The following is a 22,166-nucleotide window of genomic DNA, read 5'->3' on the forward strand; positions in this document are numbered from 1 at the left end:
CGGGGCCGTGCTGGTCACCAGGTCTCGGTGACCAGCACCTTGCTCGTCTCGCCCTGGCCGATGCCGTGGAGCACCACCATGCCGCCCTTGGTCATGCCCTCGCGGGCCAGCCGGAGCACGGTCTTCTCCCCTCGGGAGCCCGGGAGGGTGCGCTCGGCCGCGGTCTCGAGGATCGCGGGCAGCACGGGGCCGTGGGAGCAGATCACCGTGCTGCGCCCCGAGGTGAGTGCCTTGTTCGTGTGCTTGGCGGCCTTGTGCGGGGCCTTGGAGTAGCCCTCCTCGGACAGCCCGGCCTTGAGCCGCGGCTTGCGGGCGGTGCGGGCCGCGAAGGGGGCCACGGTGTCGCTGCACCGGGCGGCGGAGGAGGAGACGATGCGCTCCACCCCGAAGGCCTCCAGGGTGGGGGCCACCATCTTCGCCCGGTCGAAGCCGGCCGGCACCAGCGGACGCTCGATGTCGACGCCGTCCCACTCCTTGCGCTGCATCGCCAGCGCGTGGCGCAGCACCACGACGGCCCAGGTGTCGAGCATGCCCTGCTCGTCGAGCTGCACCATGCGGTCGAGCTGCTCCCGGTCGTGGGGGTAGGAGATCCGCTTCCGGGCCTCGGCCGGGGTCAACCACGCGACCTCGTCGATCTCGTGCTCCAGCTCGCCGAGGTCCTCGACCACCCGGGCCGACCAGTAGTGCACGCGCTTGAGGACGCCGTTGGGCATGCGGTACTCGGCGGTCGGCAGCGGCACGCCCAGCCGCACGGCGAGCGAGGCCTCCTCCGCCACCTCGCGGACGGCCGTCTCGGGCAGCAGCTCACCCGGGTCGAGCTTGCCCTTGGGCCAGCTCCAGTCGTCGTAGTGGGCGCGGTGCACCATCGCCACCTGCAGCCGCCCCCTGCGACGCCTCCAGGGGATGGCTCCCGCGGCTTCGACCACGCGTTCACTGGTCATCGACGGCGCCCCTTCCGACGGCGTTGGCGATAGTCCTGCTCGATCTCGAAATGTAGGTCCTTCAAGGGGGTCCCGGCCTCGTCCCGGTGCTCCCTGACCCAGGTGCCGTCCGGCTCCAGGCGCCAGCCGGCCACCTCGGGCGAGAATGCCAGATCCAGCAGCTCGTCCACGTGGCGCACCTGTGCCGGCTGGTCGAGCTCGACCATCGCCTCCACCCGGCGCTCCAGGTTGCGGGTCATGAGGTCGGGGGAGCCGATGAGGGCGCGCAGCGGGTTGGTGTGGTCGCCGGGCAGCCCCACCACGACGGCACGGCTGTGCTCCAGGAAGCGCCCCAGCACCGAGCGCACCCGGATCGTCTCGCTGAGCCCCGGCACGCCGGGCCGCAGGGTGCAGGTGCCCCGGATCCAGAGGTCCACCTGCACGCCGGCCCGGGAGGCCCGGTAGAGCGCGTCGATCACCTCCTGGTCGATGAGGCTGTTGGTCTTCATCCGCACCCTGGCCGGGGCACCGCGGCGGGCGCGCGCGGCCTGTTCGTCGATGAGCTGGAGCAGCCCGCTGCGCATCGAGCGCGGGGCCACGAGCAGCCGGTCGAAGGTGCTGCGGGGCGCGACCCCCGAGAGCTGGTTGAACAGGCGGGTGATGTCCTCGCCGATGACCGGGTCGCAGGTGAGCAGGCCGAGGTCCTCGTACCGCCGGGCCGTCCGCGGGTTGTAGTTGCCAGTGCCCAGGTGCACGTAGCGGCGCAGGCCGTGCTCCTCCTGCCGGACCACCAGGCAGACCTTGGCATGGGTCTTCAGCCCGAGCTGGCCGTAGACGACGTGGACACCGGCCCGCTCGAGCCGGCGGGCCCAGCCGATGTTGTTCTCCTCGTCGAAGCGGGCCTTGATCTCGACCACGGCGAGCACCTGCTTGCCCGCGTCGGCCGCGTCGATGAGCGCGCGGACGACGGGGGAGTCGCCGCTGGTCCGGTAGAGGGTCTGTTTGATGGCCAGCACCTGCGGGTCGGCGGCCGCCTGCTCCACGAAGCGCTGCACCGAGGTGTTGAAGGAGTCGTAGGGGTGGTGCAGCAGGACGTCCCGCTCGCGCACGGCCGCGAGCACGTCGGCATCGGTGGTCCGCTCCACCGGCACCAGGTCCGGGTGCGTGTGCACGCCGAACGCCGGCCAGCGCAGGTCGGTGATCCGCAGGTCGGCGACCGTCTCGAGGCTGCGCAGGTCCAACGGGGCGGGCAGCGCGTAGACCTCGTGCGGGCTCACGTCGAGCTCCCGACGCAGCCTGGCGCACACCTCGGGGTCGGTGTCCTCCTCGACCTCGAGCCGGACGGCCGGGCCGAAGCGACGACGGGTCAGCTCCCGCTCCAGGGCGGTCAGGAGGTTCTCGGTCTCCTCCTCCTCGACCTCCAGGTCCTCGTTGCGGGTGATCCGGAAGGTGGACGTGGACCGCACCTCCATGCCGGGGAAGAGCATCGGGAGGTGGGCGGCGATCACGTCCTCGACCGGCAGGAGGCGGATGCCGCCCTCGGACCGGCGCAGGGCCTCGTCGCTGCCCTCGGCCCCCATCGTGCGGGAGAGGTTCAGCAGGCGGGGCAGGGCGGGCGGCACCTTGACCCGGGCGAAGTGCCGCTGGAGGGTGCGCGGATCCTCCAGGGAGACGGCCAGGTTGAGCGAGAGGCCGGAGATGTACGGGAAGGGGTGGGCCGGATCCACCGCCAGCGGTGTGAGGACGGGGTAGATCTCCCGGGTGAAGAGCTCCTCGAGCACGGCCCGCTCGGTGGGCGCTAGGTCGTTCCACCGCACCACGTGCACGCCCTCGGCGGCGAGGGCGGGGGAGACCTCCTCCGTGTACCGGCGGGCCGCCTCGGTCATCAGGGCGTGACCGGTCCGCCACACCGCCGAGAGCACCTCGTGGGGCTCCTGCCCGGAGGGGGAGCGGACGCCCAGGCCGGTGGCGATGCGGCGCTTGAGGCCCGCCACCCGCACCATGAAGAACTCGTCCATGTTGCTGGAGAAGATGGACAGGAAGCGGGCCCGCTCGAGCAGCGGAACGTCCGGGTCGGACGCGAGCTCCAGCACCCGCTCGTTGAACTGGAGCCAGCTGGTCTCCCGCTCCAGGAAGCGGTCCGCGGGCAGGTCGTCGGGTGTGCCCGCGCGGTCGCGCCCCGCCGGCACCACCGCCTCGGGGGCGGACCGCGGGCGTGGCGGCGAGACGATCGGGGTCCACGGCCGGGCCGGACCCGGTACCTGCTCTGCCGGTGCGTCCCCGTTCCCGGGCGTCGACGGGGTGGAGGGGGTGCGTGGCATGGGTGCCAGTCTATGGACCGGGCGCCGCGACGTCCTCAGTCGACCGGGGCGTACTGCACGTCGACGGCCGCGCGCTCGAACCCCAGCCGCTCGTAGGTGCTGACCGCGGCCTCGTTGTCCCCGTCGACGTAGAGCTCGACCGTCTCGACCCCCCGGTCGGCGAGGTGGTGCAGGCCCACCAGGGTCGCCGCGCGCCCGAGGCCCTCCCCCTGTCGGTCGGGGTCCACCCCCACGACGTACACCTCGCCGAGGGGCAGCTCGCCCACCTTGGTCCAGTGGAAGCCCACCAGCTCCCCGTCCCGGGCCTCGTCCACGAGCAGCAGGAAGCCGGCGGGGTCGAACCAGGGCTCCTCCATCCGCGCGTGCAGGTCATCCGGGCCCAGGCGTCCCTGCTCGGCGTGGTCGGCGAAGGCGCGGGCGTTGAGCTCCAGCCACGCCGCGTCGTCCTGCCCCGGGGCGAACGGGCGCACCGCGATGCCCTCGGGCAGCCGCGCCGGGGGCAGGTCGGAGAACTCGCCGGCCACCGGTCGCTCCATGCGCCACAGGGACCGGCAGGGGGCCATGCCACGGGACGCCGCCAGCCTGCGGCCGCCGTCGAGGTCGCCGTGGGACCAGAGCCTCAGCGCGGGATCCACCTCACGCAACGCGTCCAGCAGGCGCCCGCCGAGGCCCACCTGGCGGACCGAGGGGTCGGTGACGACCTCGGCGGACCCCTGGGCCACCGTCGCGTAGCCGACCAGTCGGTCACCGTCGTGGGCCAGGACGTGGGTGCGGCCCGGCGTCCGGTGGCGCAGCGCCAGCAGGGACTCCTCGTTGAGGGGGTCGACCCCGTCGGCCTGTGCGGCGCGGTCGGCCAGGTGCACGACCGACTCCTGCTCCTGCGGAGTCAGTTCGTCTGCGGGGCGCTGCAAGAGGTCCGGAACCATCTGCCCATTCCACCACGCGGGGCCGTGCCCGGCGCGGCTGGATGCGGGTCGGCGCCCGGGGAACCGTGGTGGGACGGGGGATTGCCGTAGGTTACGGGCATCGGGTCGCACGGCCCGACGACCGCAGCCCCGCCGTCCCCGTCCGCTGGAGGTACCCGTGCAGGCCCGTGCCCCTAGGCCGCAGTCCCCGGGTGCCCCGGGCGCCGAGCGTGGTCTCGTCACCGCGGCCACCGGTGGCAGCCTGGCCGCCGCCGGACTCGCAGAAGCCGCCTGGGCGCTCGGCCCCCCCGGTGTCGCCTGCGTGGCCGCCGTCCTGGGTGCGGTGGTGGCGTTCGGGTGGGGGCGCATGCTCGACCTCCCCTCGGCCCGGGGGACGAGCCTGGTCCTGGGCACGGTGGTGCTCCTGGCTTGCACCGCCGCCGTGAGCAGCCACCTCGACGACCACCACTTCGCGGTCTCGGTCTGGTGGGCGCTGCCCGTGGCCGGAGGGGTCTGGGCCTCGCTGGTCCACCAGGTCTGGCGCAGCGACGGCCGACCCCGCGTGGTGGACGTCGTCGCGGCCGAGGTGTTCGCCGTCCTGGTGATCGTCTCCGGCTTCCTCTGGAGCTGGGCCACCCCCGGTGTCGCCGTCGTGTCGGGCGGCGGTCTGGTCGTCACGGCGCTGGTGGACACCGTCCTGCCGCGCCGTCGCCTGGTGGCCTGGCTGGCGGGGGCGCTCACGGGTGTCGCCGGGGCCCTGACCCTCGGGGCGATGCCGGGACACGGCCCCGCCCTCGTCGTGGCGATGGTGCTGTCGGGTGTGGCCGCGCCCACCATCTCGCAGGCCACCCGGCTGGTGCTCCTGCGGCTGCCGGCGGTGCGCAGCGGTGCGGCCGGTGGAGTGGTCGCCGGCCTGGTGAGCACCGCCTTGGCCGGTATCGTTCCGGGCCTGTCCGCGACGCTGGGCCACGCCCTCGGCTGATCACCCCGAGCCCGCCCGAGCCGCCCCCCGAACCCCCAGGAGCACGAGTCATGGTCTTCCAGATCGACCCCGACATGTCCCCCCGCCTCGCCCCCTTGGCCTGGATGCTCGGTCGTTGGGAGGGCGCCGGCGTGGTCGGCTACCCCGACCGCGAGTCCGGTCAGTTCGGGCAGGAGCTCATCGCCACGCACGACGGGCAGGACTTCATCACCTGGACCAGCCGTACCTGGCTGCTCGACGAGGACGGTCGCCCCAGCACCCCCTACGCCATGGAGAGCGGTTTCTGGCGACCGGAGGGGGAGGACGGCGAGTTCGCCCTGCTGCTGGCGCACCCCACCGGCTACGTGGAGCAGTACTACGGCGCCCGCCACCCGGAGCGCCCCAGCATCGAACTCGCCACCGACGGCATCCTGCGCACCGCCGGTGCGGAGGAGTACTCGGCGGCCAAGCGGCTCTACGGCTTGGTGGACGGGGACCTCATGTGGGTGATGGACATGGCCTACGGCGGCCACCCGATGGCCAGCCACATGTCGGCGCAGCTCAAGCGCGTCGAGGGCTGACCGCACCGGACGACGGCGGGCCCCGCACCACATCATGTGGTGCGGGGCCCGCCGTCGTCCGCCGTCTCAGAGGTCGTCGTTGCGGATGTCCTCGCCGAGCTGCTTCATGCCGGGCCAGTCCACCTCGACGATGCTGGCGCCGCTGGGGCTGGTGCCGGGGCCGGTCCAGGGGGCGGTCTGGTACTCCACACCGCCCTGACCACCGCGGACGAAGTCGAAGGCCAGGGAGCGGATCTCCTCGACCGACAGGCCACCGCTGACGCGCACGCCGCGCGTGCCGACGTCGACCATGTCCGACAGCCGGTTCGGGTTGCGGGCGACGGCGGGGCTCATGGCCTCCTTGGTCAGGCCCTGCAGGAAGACCATCTGGCGCTGTCCACGACCGATGTCGCCCTGCCCCAGGGTCTTGCGCTCACGCACGAACTTCAGCGCCTCGTCGCCGGTCTCGAGGGTCACCTGGCCCTTCGGGAACTCCGGGGAGTCCTGCGGGTTGTCCACCGTCACGCCGCCGAGCTCGTTCGTCATGCTCTTGAAGTTGTCGAAGTCCGTGATGGCGACGTCGTCGATCTTCACGTCGAGCATCCCCTGGAAGGTGCTGGTGAGCAGCTGCGGGCCGCCGAAGGCGTAGGCCGCGTTGAGCTTGTTGTGCCCGTAGCCGGGGATCGGGACGTAGAGGTCGCGCGGGAAGTGGATGAGGGTCACCTCGTCCCCGCTGGCGTTCAGGTGGGCCAGGATCATGACGTCCGACCGGTACGGGGCACCGACGCCGTCCTCCCCGATGAGCAGGATGTTGCGGGCTCCCTCGGCGCCGGTGGCGGGAGCGGTGGCGGCCTTCTCGGTGTCCGGGGCCTTGCCGTCGCCCGTCGGGTCGGGCTGGTCGGCCTTGCAGTCGCCGTCCTCGTCCAGTCGGAAGTCCGGCTTCCCGTCGTAGTCCGAGTCGAGATTCACGTCGGGCTTGCCGTCGTCGTCGCAGTCCACGTTCAGGTCGGCCTTGCCGTCACCGTCGGAGTCCTCGTTCCGCGGCACGTCGGGGGTGTGGTCCTCGTCCACCTCGTCGGGCAGCAGGGACTCCTGGACGATGTTGTTCTTCAGCGTGTTGTTCAGGGCGAGGATCCAGATGCCGGCACCCACCAGCAGGATCACGAGCAGCAGGGAGAGCAGCCCGCACCCCCAGCGCCACGGACCGCGCAGCCCCCGACGTCTCCCGCCGGCGGCGGACGTGGACCCGCCCGATCGGGCGTCGCCCGCGGTGGACCCGGGCGGGGCGTTCTGGTCGAGGGGGTCAGGGCGCTCGCTCATGAGCGCCACGGTACGGCGCCAAACTGGGAAGCGCCCGAATGTCCGGTGACCTCGCCGTGGCCGGTCCGCCCCCCCCCGGGCCGCCCTGCGGGGTCCGGCCGGTTGGAATGCCGGAGGACGTCGGCCGTGTTCACGGTCCGTGAGCGACCAGACCGACGACCCTGCCACCGGCGCCGACCCCGCTGCGTCGACGCCCCCTGCGACATCCCTTTCGGGGAGAGCCGGCGCGGTGCGCATGCACTCGCCCGTGGCCCTGCACCATGGTGACCCGCTGCGTGAGCAGCGTCTCCTCGAGGAGGGGCTCGCCGTCGTGGACCTGGGGGACCGTGGGGTCGTCTCGGTCACGGGGGAGGACCGGCTCAGCTGGCTCCACAGCCTGACCACGCAGCAGCTCACCGGCCTGGAGCCCGGCCGGGCTGCGGAGGCGATGGTGCTGACCCCGCAGGGCCGGGTGGAGCACGTGCTCCACGTGGTGGACGACGGTGCCACCGCCTGGATCACGACGGACCCCGGCCACGCGGCACCGCTGGCGGCCTTCCTCGAGTCGATGCGCTTCATGCTTCGGGCCGAGGTGGCCGACCGCAGCGACGAACTGCGGGTGGTCGGGGAGCCGATCGACGCGCCCGGGCTGCCGGGAGAGCCCCCCGTGTGGGTGGACCCCTGGCCCGGTCCGGTCGGCGAGACCGCGGTGCGCACGCCCGAGGACCTGACGGCCCACCCCGGTGCCGGGTGGGCATGGCGCGAGGTCATCCTGCCCCGGGGCGAGGTGGAGGCCTGGGTCGGCGACCGGCCACTGGCGGGATGGTGGGCCCTGGAGGCGCTGCGGATCGCGGCGTGGCGCCCCTCGGTGGCCGAGGTCGACGAGCGGTCCATCCCGCACGAGCTCGACTGGCTGCGCACCGCGGTGCACCTGCAGAAGGGGTGCTATCGCGGGCAGGAGACCGTGGCCCGGGTGCAGAACCTCGGGCAGCCCCCGCGGCGGCTGGTCTTCCTGCACCTGGACGGCTCGGGGCACGAGCTGCCTGCCGTCGGGAGCGAGGTGCGGCAGGGGGCGGTGCCCGGGGAGCCGTCCTCGGGCAAGGTCGTCGGGCGCCTCACGAGCGTCGGGCGACACCACGAGCTCGGGCCGGTGGGTCTGGCCGTGGTCAAGCGATCGGTGCCTCCGGAGGAGGCGCTGACGGTCGAGGGGACGGCTGCCGCGCAGGAGGTCGTCGTGGCACCCGGCACGCGGCCCCGGCGCCGCCGCCCCCAGTCGCCTGTGACATAGATCACAGGGTTGCGGTTGGCTCGGCGCCACATCGCAAATACTGTGGATTCGAACCCCCCGGTCACTCCGGGTGGGAGAACTGTCACCGACATGGCTCGCGCGTCGGGCCCGAAGGAGAACAGCAATGATCAGCAAGGAGCAGCTCCAGGACCTGCGTGGCGGTGACCTCTTCGGCGCCGGCAACGAGAAGATCGGGTCCATCAGCGACATCTACCTCGACGACCAGACCGGTCAGCCGGCCTGGGCCACGGTGAAGGCCGGCATGTTCGGTGGCGACAGTTTCGTGCCGCTGGACGACGCCACGGTCGCCGACGGCGGGCTCGCCGTCCCCTACACCAAGGACAAGGTGAAGGACGCTCCGCAGATCGAGGCTGGCCAGCACCTGGACGCCGAGCACGAGGTGGAGCTGTACCGCTACTACGGCGTCCGCTTCGACGGTGACGACAACGCCGCCGGCACCGACCAGTTCCGCGACGGTCGCACCGACGGTGCCCTCCAGGGTGACCGCGTGGACGCGGACCGTGACGGCGCCGACTTCGGCCGCTGGGACGGTGGGGACGCCGCCGTCGCCGGCACCGGTGCCGCTGGCGCCGCCGGCGTGGCCGGTGCGGGCTTCGCCGCCCGTGACGGTGAGACCCGTGACGGCTTCGACCGCCAGGGCGTCGACGACACCGAGCTCGACATCGAGCGCGAGCGCGCCCTCGAGGGCGACCAGCGCCAGGGCCTCCTGGACGGTGACCGCGACGACCGCAACGAGCGTGGTGGCCTCTTCGGCGGCGACCGTGACGCGGACGCCACCACCGCCGTCCCGACCGCTGCCGCCTCCACCGGCTACGGCGACCGCGATGCCGCCCTGGACCGCAACCGTGGCGTCGGCTTCGGCGACGCCGTGGACGGCGAGCGCACCTCCGTGGTCCGCCACGAGGAGCGTCTGAACGTCGGCAAGGAGCGCCGCGAGACCGGTGCCGTCCGCCTCAAGAAGTACGTGGTCGAGGAGGACGAGACGATCTCGGTGCCGCTCGAGCGCGAGTCCATCGAGGTGGAGCGCCGCGACATCACCGACGCTCAGGCCCTGGGTACCTGGGACTTCGCCGACGACGAGCTGGAGATCCGTCTCGTCGAGGAGCACCCGGTGATCACCAAGGAGATCTACCCGGTGGAGGAGATCGGCCTGAACAAGAAGGTCGTCACCGAGGACCGTCAGGTCACCGAGCGTCTGCGTCGCGAGCGCATCGACATCGAGGGCCTCGACGACCGCCAGGGCGGCGGTCTGGGCGACAACCGCATCTGAGCCCAGCGCCCCGGCGAACCTCACCGAACCGAGGCCCCGGCCACCCGCAGGTGGCCGGGGCCTCGTCGCGTCCCGGCCCGGGAGGAACTACGCTTTACCGGGTGACTGATCCCGCCACCAGCCCCCTGTCCCAGGCGCCCGTCGTCGCACACGTCGTGCGTGGTGGTCTCGTCGAGTCGGTCCACCACGGGCTGGCCGTGGTGACCTCCGCCACCGGCGAGGTCGAGATCGCCGTCGGTGACGTGGGGGCCGCGATGTTCCCGCGCTCCTCGAACAAGCCGATGCAAGCCGTGGGCATGCTGCGCTCCGGTGCCCGGCTCGAGGGGCGCCACCTGGCCCTGGCCTGCGCGAGCCACTCCGGGGAGGGCTTCCACCGCCGGGCGGTGCTGGAGATGCTGGAGGCCGCCGGGCTGGACGAGTCCTTCCTGCAGAACACCCCGTCCCTGCCCCTCGACGAGGACGCCCGGGCCGAGTACACGACCGCCGGGCACGGCCCCAGCTCGCTCGCCCAGAACTGCTCCGGCAAGCACGCCGGCATGCTGGCCGCGTGCACGGCCGCGGGCTGGGACACCCAGACCTACCTGGACCCGCAGCACCCCCTGCAGCGCACGATCCGGGAGGCCGTCGAGGAGCTCAGCGGGGACGCCGTCGAGCACGTCGCCGTGGACGGCTGCGGGGCCCCGGTGATGTCGATCTCCCTGGCGGGGCTGGCCCGTTCCTTCGGTCGCGTCGCCGCCGCGCAGGAGGGGCCCGAGGGGGCGGTCGCGGGCGCGATGCGCGAGAACCCGCAGTACGTCGGAGGGACCCGGCGGGAGGTCACCCGCCTCATGCGGAGCGTCCCGGGCTCGGTCGCGAAGGACGGCGCCGAGGCCGTGCTGGCGATGGGTCTCCCGGACGGGCGGGGGCTCGCGGTCAAGACGACGGACGGCGCCGAGCGGGTCAACCACGCCGTCGTGGTCGAGCTGCTGCGGCGGGTCGGCATCACCTCCGAGCCCCTGGACCGCCTCGGCACGGTCCCCATCCTGGGGCACGGGCGCGAGGTGGGCTCCGTCCTCGTGACGGGGGAGGTGACCGGCCGGTGAGCGCCGTCCACGCGATCATGTTCGTCGAGACCTGCGTGACCACGGCCATGGCGCTCGTGGCCGTGGTCGTCTCCGCCCGGGCGCTCTACCACGCCCTCACCACGCGGGTGGACGCCTTCCCCGCGGCCGACGCTCGGACCAAGGTCTTCTGGACCGTCGTCCTGGTGCTGTGCGTGCTCGTCTCCGGGTGGGTCCTGTGGACCATGGTCTGGGCCGTGCGCGTCGCCGCGGTGGTGTCCATCCCGCCCCACCTGCTGTTCGGGCTGATCGCCGCCACCGTGCCCTCGGTCTACCTCGCCGACACCAAGCCGCGCATCGAGGGGATCCTGGCCAACGCCCAGTCCCCCGGTCGGCTGTGGTGAGCACCCTGCCCGGCCCCCGGACCCACTTGGAGGAGGGGCCCGACGGCCCGCTGGAGGTGTTCTCCGCCGGCAGCGGGCAGCCGGTCACCGTCTACGCGCACGGGCTCGCCGGCAGCATCACCTCCACCCGTCCCTTCGCGACCGGGGTGACGGGCACCTCGGTCTTCCTGCACCAACGGGGTCACGGACGCTCCCTGGCCCCGGCCGAGGGATGGGACTACGGATCGCTGGCCGGCGACCTGCTCTCCGTCGCCGACCGCCACGGTGCCACCCGCGCCGTGGGGCTGAGCATGGGAGCCGGGGCGATCACCCGGGCGCTCGCCGACCGGCCGGATCGCTTCGAGAAGGCCGTGCTGGTGATCCCGGCCGTCATCGACCGGCAGCGGCAGGACGAGGCGCTGCGCCGCATGGAACGGATGGCCGCGCTCGTCGAGGCGAGGGACACCGAGGCGCTGGCCCGGTGGCTGCTGGACGACCAGCCCGCGGCCGTGCGGGACCAGGAAGCGGTGCGCACCTTCTGCCGCGACCAGGCCGAGGCGCTCGTGGACACCCCTGTCGGCTCGGCGCTGCGGGCGCTGCCCGGTGCCCACCCCCTCACCGACCGGTCGGTGCTCGGCGCCGTGCGCACCCCGGTCCTCGTCATCGGCCAGGAGGACGACCGGGCCCACCCCGCGCAGGTGGCCCGTGAGCTCGGCGAGGCCCTGCCCGAGTCGACGGTGGAGATCCTGCCGCCGGGCGGGCTGATCTGGGCCCATCGCCGGCGGGTGCGCGAGCTGGTCTCGGGCTTCCTCAACGACTGACGCGGTCGCTCAGGCCGGTGCCACGGCCTCCCAGCGCACCGTCAGCTCACCCCGGCGGGGGCCGGTGCGGGCGTCGAGCACCGGCCAGTCGGCGGCGACGGCGCGGGCCGCGGCGGCGAAGCGCTGCCGGCGCCCCCAGGTGGCCAGGTGCGCGTGCGCGTGCCAAGCGGCGTCGAGGTCCCGCAGCAGCGCGTGCACCGGCTGGCCCGGCACGTTGTGGTGGATGAGCACCTTGGGCAGCCGCTCGGCGATGGCGCTCGGTGGCTCCACCTGCGCCATCGCCCAGGAGAAGGTCAGGCTCAGCGGGCCCTCCCGGTCGAGGGTGACCCACACCGCCCGGCGGCCCACCTCGTTCGAGGTCCCCTCCAGGGCGAGGCCGTCCGGTGCCAGCCCGGCGCACAGCTGCTCCCAGGCCGCCGGCACGGCCTCGGCGGGGTACTGGCGCAGCACGTTGAACGCGCGCAGCGCCGTGATCCCGGTGAGCCCGGCCAGCTCGAAGCCGCCCCGGCGGAACTCCAGCCCGTCCCGGCGCCAGGCGGCCGCCGCGGCCACCCGCTCCGGGGCGATCTCCAGGCCGACCACACGGGCCTGCGGCGCCACCGCGCGGACCCGTGCGTGGGTCTCGGCGGTCGTCAGCGGGAGGGCCCCGAAGCCGAGGTCCACCACCAGGGGCGCCGGGTCGCGGCGGAGCACGGGGGCCAGTCGGCGCACCATCCACCGGTCGACCCGGCGCAGCCGGTTCGCGGCGGTGGTCCCGCGCGTGATGTCCCCGACCGGCCGCATGGTCGGTGAGCGTAGTCGCCGGTCCGCGCGAGTGAGCGGCCGCGGTGGCAGACTTCCGACGTGTCCCCGAGCCGTCCGACGCCGCCCACCATCCTGGTGCTGAGCATGCACACCTCGCCGCTCTCCGACCCGGGCGAGGGCGATGCCGGCGGCATGAACGTCTACGTCCGCCAGCTCGGGCGCGCACTGGCTGCCGACGGGGCCCGGGTCCTGGTGGCGACCCGCTCGGCGACCGGTGCTCCCTGGCAGGAGCGGGCGGACGGCATGACCGTCCTCGGGCTGGCCGTGGGCGGGCCCGACGCGGTCAAGGAGGACCTGCCCGCCCTGGTGCCGGACTTCGCGGCCGCGCTGGCCGAGCACCTCGCCGCGGAGGGCGTCGCCCCGGACGTCGTGCACTCCCACTACTGGCTCTCGGGCATGGTCGCCCGTGCCCTGCCCGACCGTCCCGCGGTCTGGGCCCACACCATGCACACGATGGCGGCCACCAAGAACGCCGAGCTGGGGGAGGGCTCCGCCGCCCGGGAGCCCGAGGACCGGCTCGTGGGTGAGCAGGCCATCCTGCGGGAGGTCGACCTGTCGGTGGTGAGCACGACCACCGAGCGCGACCAGGTGCTGGCGCAGGGGGCACGCCCCGAGGCCGTCCGCGTCGTCCCGCCGGGCGTCGACGCGGCGACCTTCCACCCGGTCGGATGGGGCGAGCGGGCGGCCCTGCGCGCCGGTGTGCGCGAGGCGCTGGGGCTGGACCCCGACGCGCTGCTGCTGGTGCAGGCGGGCAGGTGGCAGCCGGCGAAGGGCCAGCTGGTCCTGCTGGAGGCCGTGGAACGCCTGTGGGAGCGCGGGGTGCGTGCCCACGCGGTCTTCGTGGGAGGACCCAGTGGTGCCGGCGGCGGGACGGAGCTGCCCCGCCGGATCGAGGCGTCCCCGGCCCGTGCGGGCCTGGTGGCCCACGGCGCGGTGCCGCCCGAGGAGCTCGCCCGCTACCTGCACGCCGCGGACTTGGTGGTCGTCCCCAGCCGTACCGAGTCCTTCGGCCTGGTGGCCGTCGAGGCGATGGCCTGCGGAGTCCCGGTGGTGGCCGCCCGCGTGGGGGGTCTGCCCGAGGCGGTGGGCGAGGCCGGGGTGCTCGTGGACGGTCACGACCCGGACGACTGGGCCGACGTCCTCGCCGACCTGCTCGCCGACCCGGCCGCGCGGGAGCGCTGGGGTGCCGCGGGGGCCGAGCGGGCCCGCTCCCTGACCTGGGGCGCCGCTGCCCGCGCCCACCGCGAGGCCTACCGTGACTGCGCCCGGCCGCCCGTTCACCGCAGGAGGACCGATGACCGACCGTGACGACGCCGTCGCCGTGGTGGAGCGGTGGGTGGCGCAGCACGCCGACCCCGCCTCGCCGGAGCACGTGGAGGGGGTGGAGGCCGAGAGGGTCCACGACGACGCGGGCCAGCCCACGCCGGCCTGGGCGATCACCCTGCCCGGCGAGCGGAAGCTCAAGACGGTCGTCTCGGTCCGCGTGGGACAGCGCTCGCTCGGGCTCGTCGCCTTCGTCGTGCGCAACCCGGACGAGAACCACGAGGCGGTCTACCGGATGCTGCTGCGACGGAGTCTCGACCTGCCGGGCCTGGCCTACGCCGTCGACGACGCCGGTGACGTCTACCTGACCGGCCGCGCGCCGGTCGAGGGGGTGACCGACCGCTGGTTCGACGAGACGCTGGGCGCGGTGCTGCAGGCCAGCGACGGCGTCTTCAACGAGGTGCTGGCCGCCGGCTTCCTGAGCGCGATGCAGGCCGAGTGGGACTGGCGCACCAAGCGTGGCGAGTCCACCCGCAACCTGGAGGCCTTCCGCCACCTGCTGACCGACTGAGCCCCGATAGGCTCGGGGCATGACGAATGCTGCCCACACCCTGATCCTGCTGCGCCACGGCCAGAGCCAGTGGAACGAGAAGAACCTGTTCACCGGCTGGGTCGACGTCGACCTCACCGACAAGGGTCGCTCCGAGGCCCGTCGTGGCGGGGAGCTGCTGGCCGCCGAGGGTCTGCTGCCCGACGTGCTGCACACCTCGCGCCTGCGCCGCGCGATCACCACCGCGAACATCGCGCTGGACGCAGCCGACCGCCACTGGATCGACGTGAAGCGCTCCTGGCGCCTGAACGAGCGCCACTACGGGGCGCTGCAGGGCAAGGACAAGGCCGAGATCAAGGAGAAGTACGGCGAGGAGCAGTTCATGGCCTGGCGCCGTGGCTACGACACCCCGCCCCCGGCGATCGACGCCGACGACGAGTGGTCGCAGGCCGGTGACCCGCGCTACGCCGACATCGACGGTGAGGCACCCGCCACCGAGTGCCTCAAGGACGTCGTGGAGCGCCTGGTGCCCTACTGGACCGAGCAGGTCGTGCCGGACCTCCGGGCCGGCCGCACGGTGCTGGTGACCGCCCACGGCAACAGCCTGCGTGCCCTGGTCAAGGAGCTCGACGGCATCAGCGACGACGACATCGCGGGCGTCAACATCCCCACCGGCATCCCGCTGCTCTACGAGCTCGACGCCGACCTGGCGCCGATCACGCCCGGTGGTCGCTACCTGGACCCGGAGGCCGCTGCCGGCGCCATCAAGGAGGTCGCCAGCCAGGGCAGCAAGTGACCCGGTCCCCTCAGGGGTGGGGGACCGTCACCGCGTGGGCGTCCTCGGACGGCCGGTCCAGGTGGCCGGTCACGAGGTAGCCCACGCGGCGTCCCACCGACACGGAGTGGTCGCCGATCCGCTCGTAGTAGCGGCTCAGGAGGGCGAGGTCGGCGGCCTCCCGGGTGTCCGTCACCTCGGTGCGGATGATCTCGAAGACGCGCAGGTGCAGGGCGTCGAGGCTGTCGTCCAGCACCTCGAGGCGCTCTGCGGCGTCCGACCGGTGGGTGGCCAGTGCCTCGCCGGCGCCCTGGACCAGGGCCAGGGCCAGGCGGCCCATCTCGGTGACCGTCTCCCGGGCGGGGGCGGGCACCGCGAGCTCGGGCAGGCGCAGCCGGACCAGCTCGGCGACGTGGCGCGCCAGGTCGCCGGTGCGCTCCAGCGAGGCCGAGAGCTGCAGCGAGGTGACCACCAGGCGCAGGTCGCGGGCCACCGGGCTCTCGCGCGCGAGCAGGTCGATCGCGTTCTCCTCGATCTCGGCGTAGAACGCGTCGATGAGGCCGTCCCCGCCGATGACCGATTCGGCCAGCGCCCCGTCGGCAGTGCGCAGGGCACGGTTGGCGTCGTGAACCGCCTGGCCGACGAGATGGTTCATCTCCACCATCTGGGTGGACATCTCGTCGAGCGATCGGGTGAAGTTCGTCCGCATGGCATCCCCTGAGTCGTCTGGTCGGAAAGTCTTTCACCCCGTGATGAACCGGAGGTGACCGGGAGCGGTCACGGGAGGTGAACGATTCGCAAGCGGGGCGACCTAGAGTGCAGTCCATGAGGACTGGGTGCCCATGGACCTGCTGACCTGGACGATCGCCCTGCTCTGCTTCGTCGTCGGCCTGCTCGCCGGTCGGGCGCTGGTCGGACGGGGGGTGTCGCGCGGCGGTCACCAGCGACCGGAGCCGGAGGCGGAACTGCCCGTCGGGGCGCGGGAGGTGCTGGACTCGCTCGCCTCCACCGTGATCGTCGTGAACCTCGCCAACCGGGTGGTGCACAGCACGCACGACGCCGCCGACCGCGGGTACGTCCGGGACGGGGTCGTCCCGCACCCGGAGATCCGCGACCTGGTGGAGGAGGCGCGGGCGACCGGTGAGGTCTGCGACCGGGAGGTCGCCGTGACCCGCAGCGTGCTCGTCGGCGGACGGACCTCCATGGGCTGCCGCACCTTCCCGCTGGACGGGGAGTGGACCGTGATCCTGCTGGAGGACCGGTCCCGGGCCAAGCGGGTCGAGCAGGTCCGCCGCGACTTCGTCGCCAACGTGAGCCATGAGCTCAAGACCCCGGTGGGCGGCATCGCGCTGCTTGCGGAGGCCGTGCTGGACGCGCGGGAGGAGCCCGAGGCCGTGGAGCGCTTCGCGCAGCGGATGGTGGTGGAGGCCGACCGGCTGAGCCGCCTCGTGCAGGAGATCGTGGAGTTCTCGCGGCTGCAGGCGGGCGAGGCCATCGAGAAGCCGGAGCCCGTGGCCGTCGGCGGCGTCGTGGCCTCGGCCGTCGACCAGGTGCGGCTGCAGGCGGAGTCGCGCAGCGTGGCGGTCCGGCAGTCGGGCATGGCGCACGGTGTGCGCGACCAGGTGTTCGGGGACGTCGGGCTCCTGACGACGGCGGTGCGCAACCTGTTGGTGAACGCGGTCAACTACTCGGACCCGGGCACCAAGGTCGTCGTCGGCGTCCAGCCCGGGGAGCAGCCGGACACGGTCCGCATCGTGGTCACCGACCAGGGCATCGGCATCCCCGCGGAGGACCTCGAGCGCGTCTTCGAGCGCTTCTACCGGGTCGACGCCGCCCGCTCCCGCCACACGGGGGGCACCGGGCTGGGCCTGGCCATCGTCAAGCACGTCGTCGCCAACCACGGCGGCACCGTCTCGGTGTGGTCCCGGGTGGGGACGGGGTCGTCGTTCACGATCGAGCTGCCCACCCTGACCCCGGGGGCTGGCGAACCGGCAGCCGACGATGCGGCATCCTTGGCCTGACAGTCCCGTCCCGCCACCCCACCAGGAGGATCCCGTGACCCGCATCCTGATCGTCGAGGACGAGGCGTCGTTCTCCGATCCCCTCAGCTGGCTCCTCGAGCGCGAGGGTCACGTGGTGGTGGTCCGGGAGGACGGACGCGGCGGCCTGGAGGAGTTCCAGCGCAACGGTGCCGACCTGGTGCTGCTGGACGTCATGCTGCCCGGCATGTCCGGCGTCGAGGTCTGCCGTGAGCTGCGACGTAGCTCGACCGTCCCGATCATCATGCTCACCGCGAAGGACTCCGAGGTCGACAAGGTGGTCGGCCTGGAGATCGGCGCCGACGACTACGTGACCAAGCCCTACAGCTCGCGCGAGCTGCTGGCCCGCATCCACGCCGTGCTGCGCCGCCGGGGCGCTCCGCTCGTGGAGGAGGACGCCATCGTGCGCGTGGGGGACGTCGAGCTCGACGCGGACTCGCACGTGGTCGTGGTCCGCGGTCGTCAGGTGCCCATGCCGCTCAAGGAGTTCGAGCTGCTGGAGATGCTGATGCGCAACCAGGGGCGTGTCCTGACGCGGTCGCAGCTCATCGACCGGGTGTGGGGCACCGACTACGTGGGCGACACCAAGACGCTGGACGTCCACATCAAGCGGGTGCGCGGCAAGGTGGAGGAGAACCCGTCGAGCCCGCGGATGATCACGACCATCCGCGGGCTCGGGTACAAGTTCGACGCCTGAGGGCGCCGGAGGGCGTCAGTGGTGGGCGCCGCCCGACTCCTTCTTGGTGGGGCGCTCCGGGGCCTCCCAGCCCTCGGGGGCGTACTCCTCGTACTCACCCACCGGCAGCAGCACCGGGACGCTCTGGTCGGTGTCCTGCCCGCCGGCGGAGACCTTCATCTTCTGGAAGGCGCCGGGGGCGGCGGACTTCGGGATGGTCACGTCCTCGTCGGCCAGGTTCAGGCGCTCCTTGGGGCCGACGGTGCCGCTCCAGGCCTCCTTGCCGTCGACGGCCAGACTGACCTCCTGCGGCTCGGTGGAGGAGTTGGTCAGCGCGCCGATGACGCGGCCCTCGGAGTCCGGCTCGGTGGCCAGCACGTGCAGGTCCAGGATGCTCACGTCGCCGGCGCGCACGAGCTCGCCGTTGGCCGGCGCGTAGTCGCGGGTCGTCTCCATGGGGGAGAGGGCCTGGCAGCCGGAGAGGCCGACCATGCCCACCAGGGACAGGGCCGCGAGGCGGCGGGCGAGACGGGTCGGGGCGTGGGAACGAGCAGCGGTGGTCACCCGCGCATGGTACCCAATGAGGACGCCCGTGAACGGGGGGTCCGCGGCGGGTCGCGATGTTAGAATCGGCGGGCGAAAGGGGCACTACATGACGTTTGAAGTCGGTGAAACGGTCGTCTACCCGCACCACGGTGCAGCGCTCATCGAAGAGGTGAAGCAGCGCAAGGTGAAGGGCAAGGAGATGACCTACCTGAAGCTCAAGGTGGCGCAGGGCGATCTCACCATCGAGGTTCCCGCGGAGAACTGCGACCTGGTGGGTGTGCGGGACGTCGTCGACGCCGAGGGCCTGGAGAAGGTCTTCGGCGTGCTGCGCGCCGAGAACTGCGAGGAGCCGACCAACTGGTCACGCCGGTACAAGGCGAACCTCGAGAAGCTCGCCTCCGGTGACGTGATCAAGGTGGCCGAGGTCGTGCGTGACCTCTGGCGCCGCGAGCAGGACCGTGGCCTGTCCGCCGGTGAGAAGCGGATGCTGGCCAAGGCGCGCCAGATCCTCGTCTCCGAGCTGGCCCTGGCCGAGAAGACCGACGAGGAGAAGGCCGAGGCCACCCTCGACGAGGTCCTCGCGAGCTGACGCCCCGCGTGGCCGATCCGTCTCTGGTCCACGACCCCGACGCCCCTTCGGGCGTCGGGGTCGTGGTCGTCGCGGCGGGTGCGGGCACCCGCCTCGGTGCCGACGTCCCCAAGGCCTTCGTGGAGGTGGAGGGGGCCTCGCTGCTCGTCCACGCCCTGCAGGGGGTCCGCGGGAGCGGGTTGGCCCGCGAGGTCGTGGTGGTCGCGCCGGCCGGCTGGGAGGAGCGTGCCCACGGGTGCCTGCTCGCCGCCGGGCTGGACCACGAGCGGGTGCGGGCCGTGGTCGTGACCGGCGGTGCCGAGCGGACGGACTCCGTCGCGGCCGGGCTGGGTGCCCTCTCGGGTGAGGTCGGGTGCGTGCTGGTGCACGACGCCGCCCGCTGCTTCGCGCCACCGGAGGTCTTCCGACGGGTGGCCGGTGCCGTGCACGGTGGTGCGGCCGCGGTGGTCCCCGGGGTGCTGGTGGTCGACACGATCAAGGTCGTCGAGCCCGCCGAGGACGGGTCGGCCGATGCCGAGCGGGTGCGCTCCACGCCGGCGCGGTCGTCGCTGCGGGCCGTGCAGACGCCGCAGGGGTTCCGGCGCGCGGTGCTGGAGCGCGCCCACGCCACGGGCGCGTCGGGTGCGGCGGCCACCGACGACGCGCTGCTGGTGGAGCAGTTGGGCGAGGAGGTGGTCGTGGTGCCGGGTGACCCGCGGGCGGCGAAGATCACCACCCCCCAGGACCTGCTGGTGGCGGGGGCGCGGTCGTGACGGGCCACGGGGCGCGGGGGCTGCCGCGCACCGGCATCGGCACCGACGTCCACGCCTGGACGCCACAGGGCGACGACCGTCCCCTGTGGCTGGGGTGCGTCGAGTTCCCGGGGCAGCGGGGTGTGGCCGGGCACAGCGACGGGGACGTGGCCGCCCACGCGGCCTGCAACGCGCTGCTGTCGGCGGCGGGGCTGGGTGACCTCGGCAGCGTCTTCGGCACCGGCCGCCCAGAGATGGCCGGCGCCTCGGGGGCCCGGATGCTCGACCGCGTGGCCGGCATGCTCCACGAGGCGGGCTGGGAGATCGGCAACGTCGCCGTCCAGGTCGTCGCGCCCCGCCCCAAGGTCGGGCCGCGGCGGGCCGAGATGGAGGCCGCGATGTCCGCGGCGCTGGGTGGTGCGGACGTCTCGGTGAGCGCCGCGACCACCGACCACCTCGGCTTCGTGGGCCGGGGCGAGGGGCTGGTGGGGCTGGCGACGGCGCTGGTGGTCCCGGGCGACTGAGGTCGTCGGGGGTGGCCGATAGCGTGGGGGGGTACCGACCAGGGACCCGACCCCGGGCCACCCGACCATCCCAGGAGGCACCGTGCCGAGCACCGTCAAGGGCATCATCGCCCGCAGCAAGCAGGCCCCGGTGGAGGTGGTGGACGTCGTGGTCCCCGACCCCGGGCCGGGCGAGGCGGTGGTCCGCATCCGCACCTGCGGGGTGTGCCACACCGATCTGCACTACCGGGAGGGTGGCATCAGCGACGACTACCCCTTCCTCCTCGGGCACGAGGCGAACGGTGTGGTCGAGGCCGTCGGCGAGGGGGTGTCGGACCTCGAGGCGGGGGACACCGTGGTCCTCAACTGGCGTGCGGTGTGCGGCACCTGCCGGGCCTGCTCCCGCGGCGAGCCCTGGTACTGCTTCGACACACACAACGCCGCGCAGAAGATGACCCTGACCGACGGCACCGAGCTGGAGCCGGCGCTGGGCATCGGCGCCTTCGCGGAGAAGACGCTCGTGCACGCGGGCCAGTGCACCAGGGTCGACCCGGACGCGGACGCGGCGGCGACCGGCCTGCTGGGCTGCGGCGTCATGGCCGGCTTCGGTGCCGCGGTGAACACCGGGGGCGTGAAGCGCGGTGACTCCTTCGCCGTCATCGGCTGCGGCGGGGTCGGCATGGCGGCCCTGGCCGGGGCCGTCGTCGCCGGTGCCACCACCGTGATCGCCGTCGACAAGGACCCGCGCAAGCTGGAGAAGGCCCGGCAGATGGGGGCGACCCACACGGTCGACCCCGCCGACGGCGACGTCGTCGAGGCGATCCGCGAGCTGACCGGCGGCTTCGGCGCGGACGTCGTGGTCGAGGCCGTCGGGCGCCCGGAGACCTACGAGCAGGCGTTCTACGCGCGGGACCTCGCCGGTACGGTGGTCCTGGTGGGGGTGCCGACGCCGGACATGGAGATCACGCTGCCGCTGCTGGAGGTGTTCGGCCGGGGTGGTGCCCTGAAGTCCAGCTGGTACGGCGACTGCCTGCCCAGCCGGGACTTCCCGATGCTGGTCGACCTGTACGAGCAGGGCCGGCTCGACCTGGACGCCTTCGTCTCCGAGCGCATCGGGATGGAGCAGGTCGAGGAGGCCTTCGACAAGATGCACCGCGGCGACGTGCTGCGGTCCGTGGTGGAGGTTTCCTGATGAGCCCCGAGAACAACCAGCCGGTCGCGCAGCGCGTGGCCACGCCCCGCCAGATCGAAGGGGTCCGGGTGGAGCGCGTGCTCACCTCCGGCTCCTTCGAGCTCGACGGTGGGTCGTGGGAGGTCGAGAACAACGTGTGGCTCCTCGGTGACGCCGAGGAGTGCGTGGTGATCGACCCGGGTCACGACGGCGAGCCGATCCTGCAGGCCGTCGGCAAGCGCACGCTCCGTGCGGCCCTGCACACCCACGCGCACAACGACCACATCAACGCGACCGGTGAGGTGACGGGTGACAAGTGGGCGCCGACCCGCCTGCACCTGGCCGACCGGATGCTGTGGGACGCGGTCTACCCGGTGGCCCCGGACGAGGAGCTCGCCCACGGGCAGCGGATCACGGTCGCGGGGGTGGAGATGGAGGTGCTGCACACCCCGGGCCACAGCCCCGGGTCGGTCTGCTTCTACGTGCCCGCGCTCGGCATCCTCTTCAGCGGCGACACCCTCTTCCAGGGCGGCCCCGGTGCCACCGGGCGCAGCTTCTCGGACTTCGACCAGATCATCCGGTCGATCACCGAGCAGCTGCTCGTCCTCCCGCAGGACACGAAGGTCCTGACCGGTCACGGCGACCCCACCACCATCGGTGACGAGGCGCCGCACCGGCAGGAGTGGATCGACCGCGGTCACTGAGGCGGGCGCCACGTCCCTGCACGCGG

The 22,166-nt window shown here is 73.2% G+C and carries 24 protein-coding genes; 17 read left to right on the plus strand and 7 right to left on the minus strand.

The genetic code is table 11. The features are described 5' to 3' along the window. Positions 1 to 14 precede the first annotated feature (14 nt). Genes ACY8FT_RS11555 through mshD form a run of 3 tightly spaced genes read right to left on the minus strand, consistent with a single transcriptional unit; the run spans position 15 to position 4,167 of the window. Positions 15 to 941, minus strand: a complete 927-nt coding sequence (locus ACY8FT_RS11555) for an NUDIX hydrolase (RefSeq protein WP_462419034.1) — start codon at positions 939 to 941, stop codon at positions 15 to 17. Next, positions 938 to 3,241 (minus strand): RNA degradosome polyphosphate kinase, encoded by a 2,304-nt coding sequence (locus tag ACY8FT_RS11560; RefSeq protein ID WP_462419035.1) that lies wholly within the window; start codon positions 3,239 to 3,241, stop codon positions 938 to 940. The genes ACY8FT_RS11555 and ACY8FT_RS11560 overlap by 4 nt, the downstream gene beginning before the upstream one ends. Before the next feature lie 35 nt (positions 3,242 to 3,276). Beyond that, a complete protein-coding gene (gene mshD / locus ACY8FT_RS11565; protein ID WP_462419036.1) occupies positions 3,277 to 4,167 on the minus strand; it encodes a mycothiol synthase in 891 nt (296 codons plus the stop codon). Between the two features lie 157 nt (positions 4,168 to 4,324). Here mshD and ACY8FT_RS11570 point away from each other — a divergent pair, with 157 nt between their 5' ends. Together ACY8FT_RS11570 and ACY8FT_RS11575 are read left to right on the plus strand one after the other, a co-directional pair. Next, entirely contained in the window at positions 4,325 to 5,128 is an 804-nt protein-coding gene (locus ACY8FT_RS11570; RefSeq protein WP_462419037.1) for a hypothetical protein, read from the plus strand. Between the two features lie 50 nt (positions 5,129 to 5,178). Then, positions 5,179 to 5,688 (plus strand): heme-binding beta-barrel domain-containing protein, encoded by a 510-nt coding sequence (locus ACY8FT_RS11575; protein WP_462419038.1) that lies wholly within the window; start codon positions 5,179 to 5,181, stop codon positions 5,686 to 5,688. 66 nt (positions 5,689 to 5,754) lie between these two features. Here the strand turns inward: ACY8FT_RS11575 and ACY8FT_RS11580 are convergent, their stop codons facing one another. Beyond that, on the minus strand, positions 5,755 to 6,987 hold the full coding sequence (locus ACY8FT_RS11580) for an LCP family protein (RefSeq protein WP_462419039.1): 1,233 nt from the start codon (positions 6,985 to 6,987) through the stop codon (positions 5,755 to 5,757). A 247-nt stretch (positions 6,988 to 7,234) separates the two neighbouring features. On the opposite strand from ACY8FT_RS11580, the gene ygfZ reads away from it, so the two are divergent. The 5 genes from ygfZ (at position 7,235) to ACY8FT_RS11605 (ending at position 11,789) form a co-directional block, all read left to right on the plus strand. Beyond that, positions 7,235 to 8,254 carry a CAF17-like 4Fe-4S cluster assembly/insertion protein YgfZ gene (gene ygfZ / locus ACY8FT_RS11585; protein WP_462419040.1) on the plus strand — a complete coding sequence of 340 codons (1,020 nt, stop codon included), beginning with the start codon at positions 7,235 to 7,237 and terminating at the stop codon, positions 8,252 to 8,254. 124 nt (positions 8,255 to 8,378) lie between these two features. Then, positions 8,379 to 9,545 (plus strand): DUF2382 domain-containing protein, encoded by a 1,167-nt coding sequence (locus tag ACY8FT_RS11590; protein WP_462419041.1) that lies wholly within the window; start codon positions 8,379 to 8,381, stop codon positions 9,543 to 9,545. Between the two features lie 101 nt (positions 9,546 to 9,646). Then, positions 9,647 to 10,627: an asparaginase gene (locus ACY8FT_RS11595; protein ID WP_462419042.1), complete on the plus strand. Its 981-nt coding sequence runs from the start codon at positions 9,647 to 9,649 to the stop codon at positions 10,625 to 10,627. Next, the gene (locus ACY8FT_RS11600; RefSeq protein ID WP_462419043.1) at positions 10,624 to 10,989 is read left to right on the plus strand and encodes a DUF2516 family protein; all 366 of its coding nucleotides are present in this window, start codon (positions 10,624 to 10,626) and stop codon (positions 10,987 to 10,989) included. Before ACY8FT_RS11595 ends, ACY8FT_RS11600 begins: the two co-directional genes overlap by 4 nt. After that, positions 10,986 to 11,789 (plus strand): alpha/beta fold hydrolase, encoded by an 804-nt coding sequence (locus tag ACY8FT_RS11605; RefSeq protein ID WP_462419044.1) that lies wholly within the window; start codon positions 10,986 to 10,988, stop codon positions 11,787 to 11,789. The genes ACY8FT_RS11600 and ACY8FT_RS11605 overlap by 4 nt, the downstream gene beginning before the upstream one ends. A 9-nt stretch (positions 11,790 to 11,798) precedes the next feature. Here the strand turns inward: ACY8FT_RS11605 and ACY8FT_RS11610 are convergent, their stop codons facing one another. Then, positions 11,799 to 12,572, minus strand: a complete 774-nt coding sequence (locus ACY8FT_RS11610) for a class I SAM-dependent methyltransferase (RefSeq protein ID WP_462419045.1) — start codon at positions 12,570 to 12,572, stop codon at positions 11,799 to 11,801. Between the two features lie 60 nt (positions 12,573 to 12,632). Between ACY8FT_RS11610 and ACY8FT_RS11615 the strand changes: the two genes are divergently transcribed. From ACY8FT_RS11615 to ACY8FT_RS11625, 3 genes are read left to right on the plus strand one after another with little or no spacing between them, the layout of a single operon-like run. Then, positions 12,633 to 13,901: a glycosyltransferase gene (locus ACY8FT_RS11615; protein WP_462419046.1), complete on the plus strand. Its 1,269-nt coding sequence runs from the start codon at positions 12,633 to 12,635 to the stop codon at positions 13,899 to 13,901. Beyond that, entirely contained in the window at positions 13,888 to 14,427 is a 540-nt protein-coding gene (locus ACY8FT_RS11620; RefSeq protein ID WP_462419047.1) for a type III secretion system chaperone family protein, read from the plus strand. The genes ACY8FT_RS11615 and ACY8FT_RS11620 overlap by 14 nt, the downstream gene beginning before the upstream one ends. 19 nt (positions 14,428 to 14,446) lie before the next feature. Further along, positions 14,447 to 15,202, plus strand: coding sequence for a phosphoglyceromutase (locus tag ACY8FT_RS11625; RefSeq protein ID WP_462419048.1), 756 nt, complete (start codon positions 14,447 to 14,449; stop codon positions 15,200 to 15,202). A gap of 10 nt (positions 15,203 to 15,212) precedes the next feature. Here the strand turns inward: ACY8FT_RS11625 and phoU are convergent, their stop codons facing one another. Continuing rightward, positions 15,213 to 15,890 (minus strand): phosphate signaling complex protein PhoU, encoded by a 678-nt coding sequence (gene phoU, locus ACY8FT_RS11630; RefSeq protein WP_462419049.1) that lies wholly within the window; start codon positions 15,888 to 15,890, stop codon positions 15,213 to 15,215. A gap of 133 nt (positions 15,891 to 16,023) precedes the next feature. Here phoU and ACY8FT_RS11635 point away from each other — a divergent pair, with 133 nt between their 5' ends. Together ACY8FT_RS11635 and ACY8FT_RS11640 are read left to right on the plus strand one after the other, a co-directional pair. Then, entirely contained in the window at positions 16,024 to 17,202 is a 1,179-nt protein-coding gene (locus tag ACY8FT_RS11635) for a sensor histidine kinase (RefSeq protein ID WP_462419050.1), read from the plus strand. 34 nt (positions 17,203 to 17,236) lie between these two features. Beyond that, the gene (locus ACY8FT_RS11640) at positions 17,237 to 17,917 is read left to right on the plus strand and encodes a response regulator (RefSeq protein ID WP_462419051.1); all 681 of its coding nucleotides are present in this window, start codon (positions 17,237 to 17,239) and stop codon (positions 17,915 to 17,917) included. A 15-nt stretch (positions 17,918 to 17,932) separates the two neighbouring features. Here ACY8FT_RS11640 and ACY8FT_RS11645 read toward each other — a convergent pair whose 3' ends face one another. Next, entirely contained in the window at positions 17,933 to 18,460 is a 528-nt protein-coding gene (locus tag ACY8FT_RS11645; protein WP_462419052.1) for a hypothetical protein, read from the minus strand. 88 nt (positions 18,461 to 18,548) lie between these two features. On the opposite strand from ACY8FT_RS11645, the gene ACY8FT_RS11650 reads away from it, so the two are divergent. The 5 genes from ACY8FT_RS11650 (at position 18,549) to ACY8FT_RS11670 (ending at position 22,140) form a co-directional block, all read left to right on the plus strand. Then, entirely contained in the window at positions 18,549 to 19,031 is a 483-nt protein-coding gene (locus tag ACY8FT_RS11650; protein ID WP_070705367.1) for a CarD family transcriptional regulator, read from the plus strand. A gap of 8 nt (positions 19,032 to 19,039) precedes the next feature. Beyond that, positions 19,040 to 19,783, plus strand: coding sequence for a 2-C-methyl-D-erythritol 4-phosphate cytidylyltransferase (gene ispD / locus ACY8FT_RS11655; protein ID WP_462419053.1), 744 nt, complete (start codon positions 19,040 to 19,042; stop codon positions 19,781 to 19,783). Continuing rightward, a complete protein-coding gene (gene ispF / locus ACY8FT_RS11660; protein ID WP_462419054.1) occupies positions 19,780 to 20,286 on the plus strand; it encodes a 2-C-methyl-D-erythritol 2,4-cyclodiphosphate synthase in 507 nt (168 codons plus the stop codon). Before ispD ends, ispF begins: the two co-directional genes overlap by 4 nt. Before the next feature lie 82 nt (positions 20,287 to 20,368). Next, positions 20,369 to 21,457 carry an S-(hydroxymethyl)mycothiol dehydrogenase gene (locus ACY8FT_RS11665; RefSeq protein WP_462419055.1) on the plus strand — a complete coding sequence of 363 codons (1,089 nt, stop codon included), beginning with the start codon at positions 20,369 to 20,371 and terminating at the stop codon, positions 21,455 to 21,457. After that, positions 21,457 to 22,140 carry an MBL fold metallo-hydrolase gene (locus ACY8FT_RS11670; RefSeq protein ID WP_462419056.1) on the plus strand — a complete coding sequence of 228 codons (684 nt, stop codon included), beginning with the start codon at positions 21,457 to 21,459 and terminating at the stop codon, positions 22,138 to 22,140. Before ACY8FT_RS11665 ends, ACY8FT_RS11670 begins: the two co-directional genes overlap by 1 nt. Positions 22,141 to 22,166: the final 26 nt, after the last annotated feature.

Source organism: Kytococcus sp. Marseille-QA3725 (genome assembly GCF_054950055.1).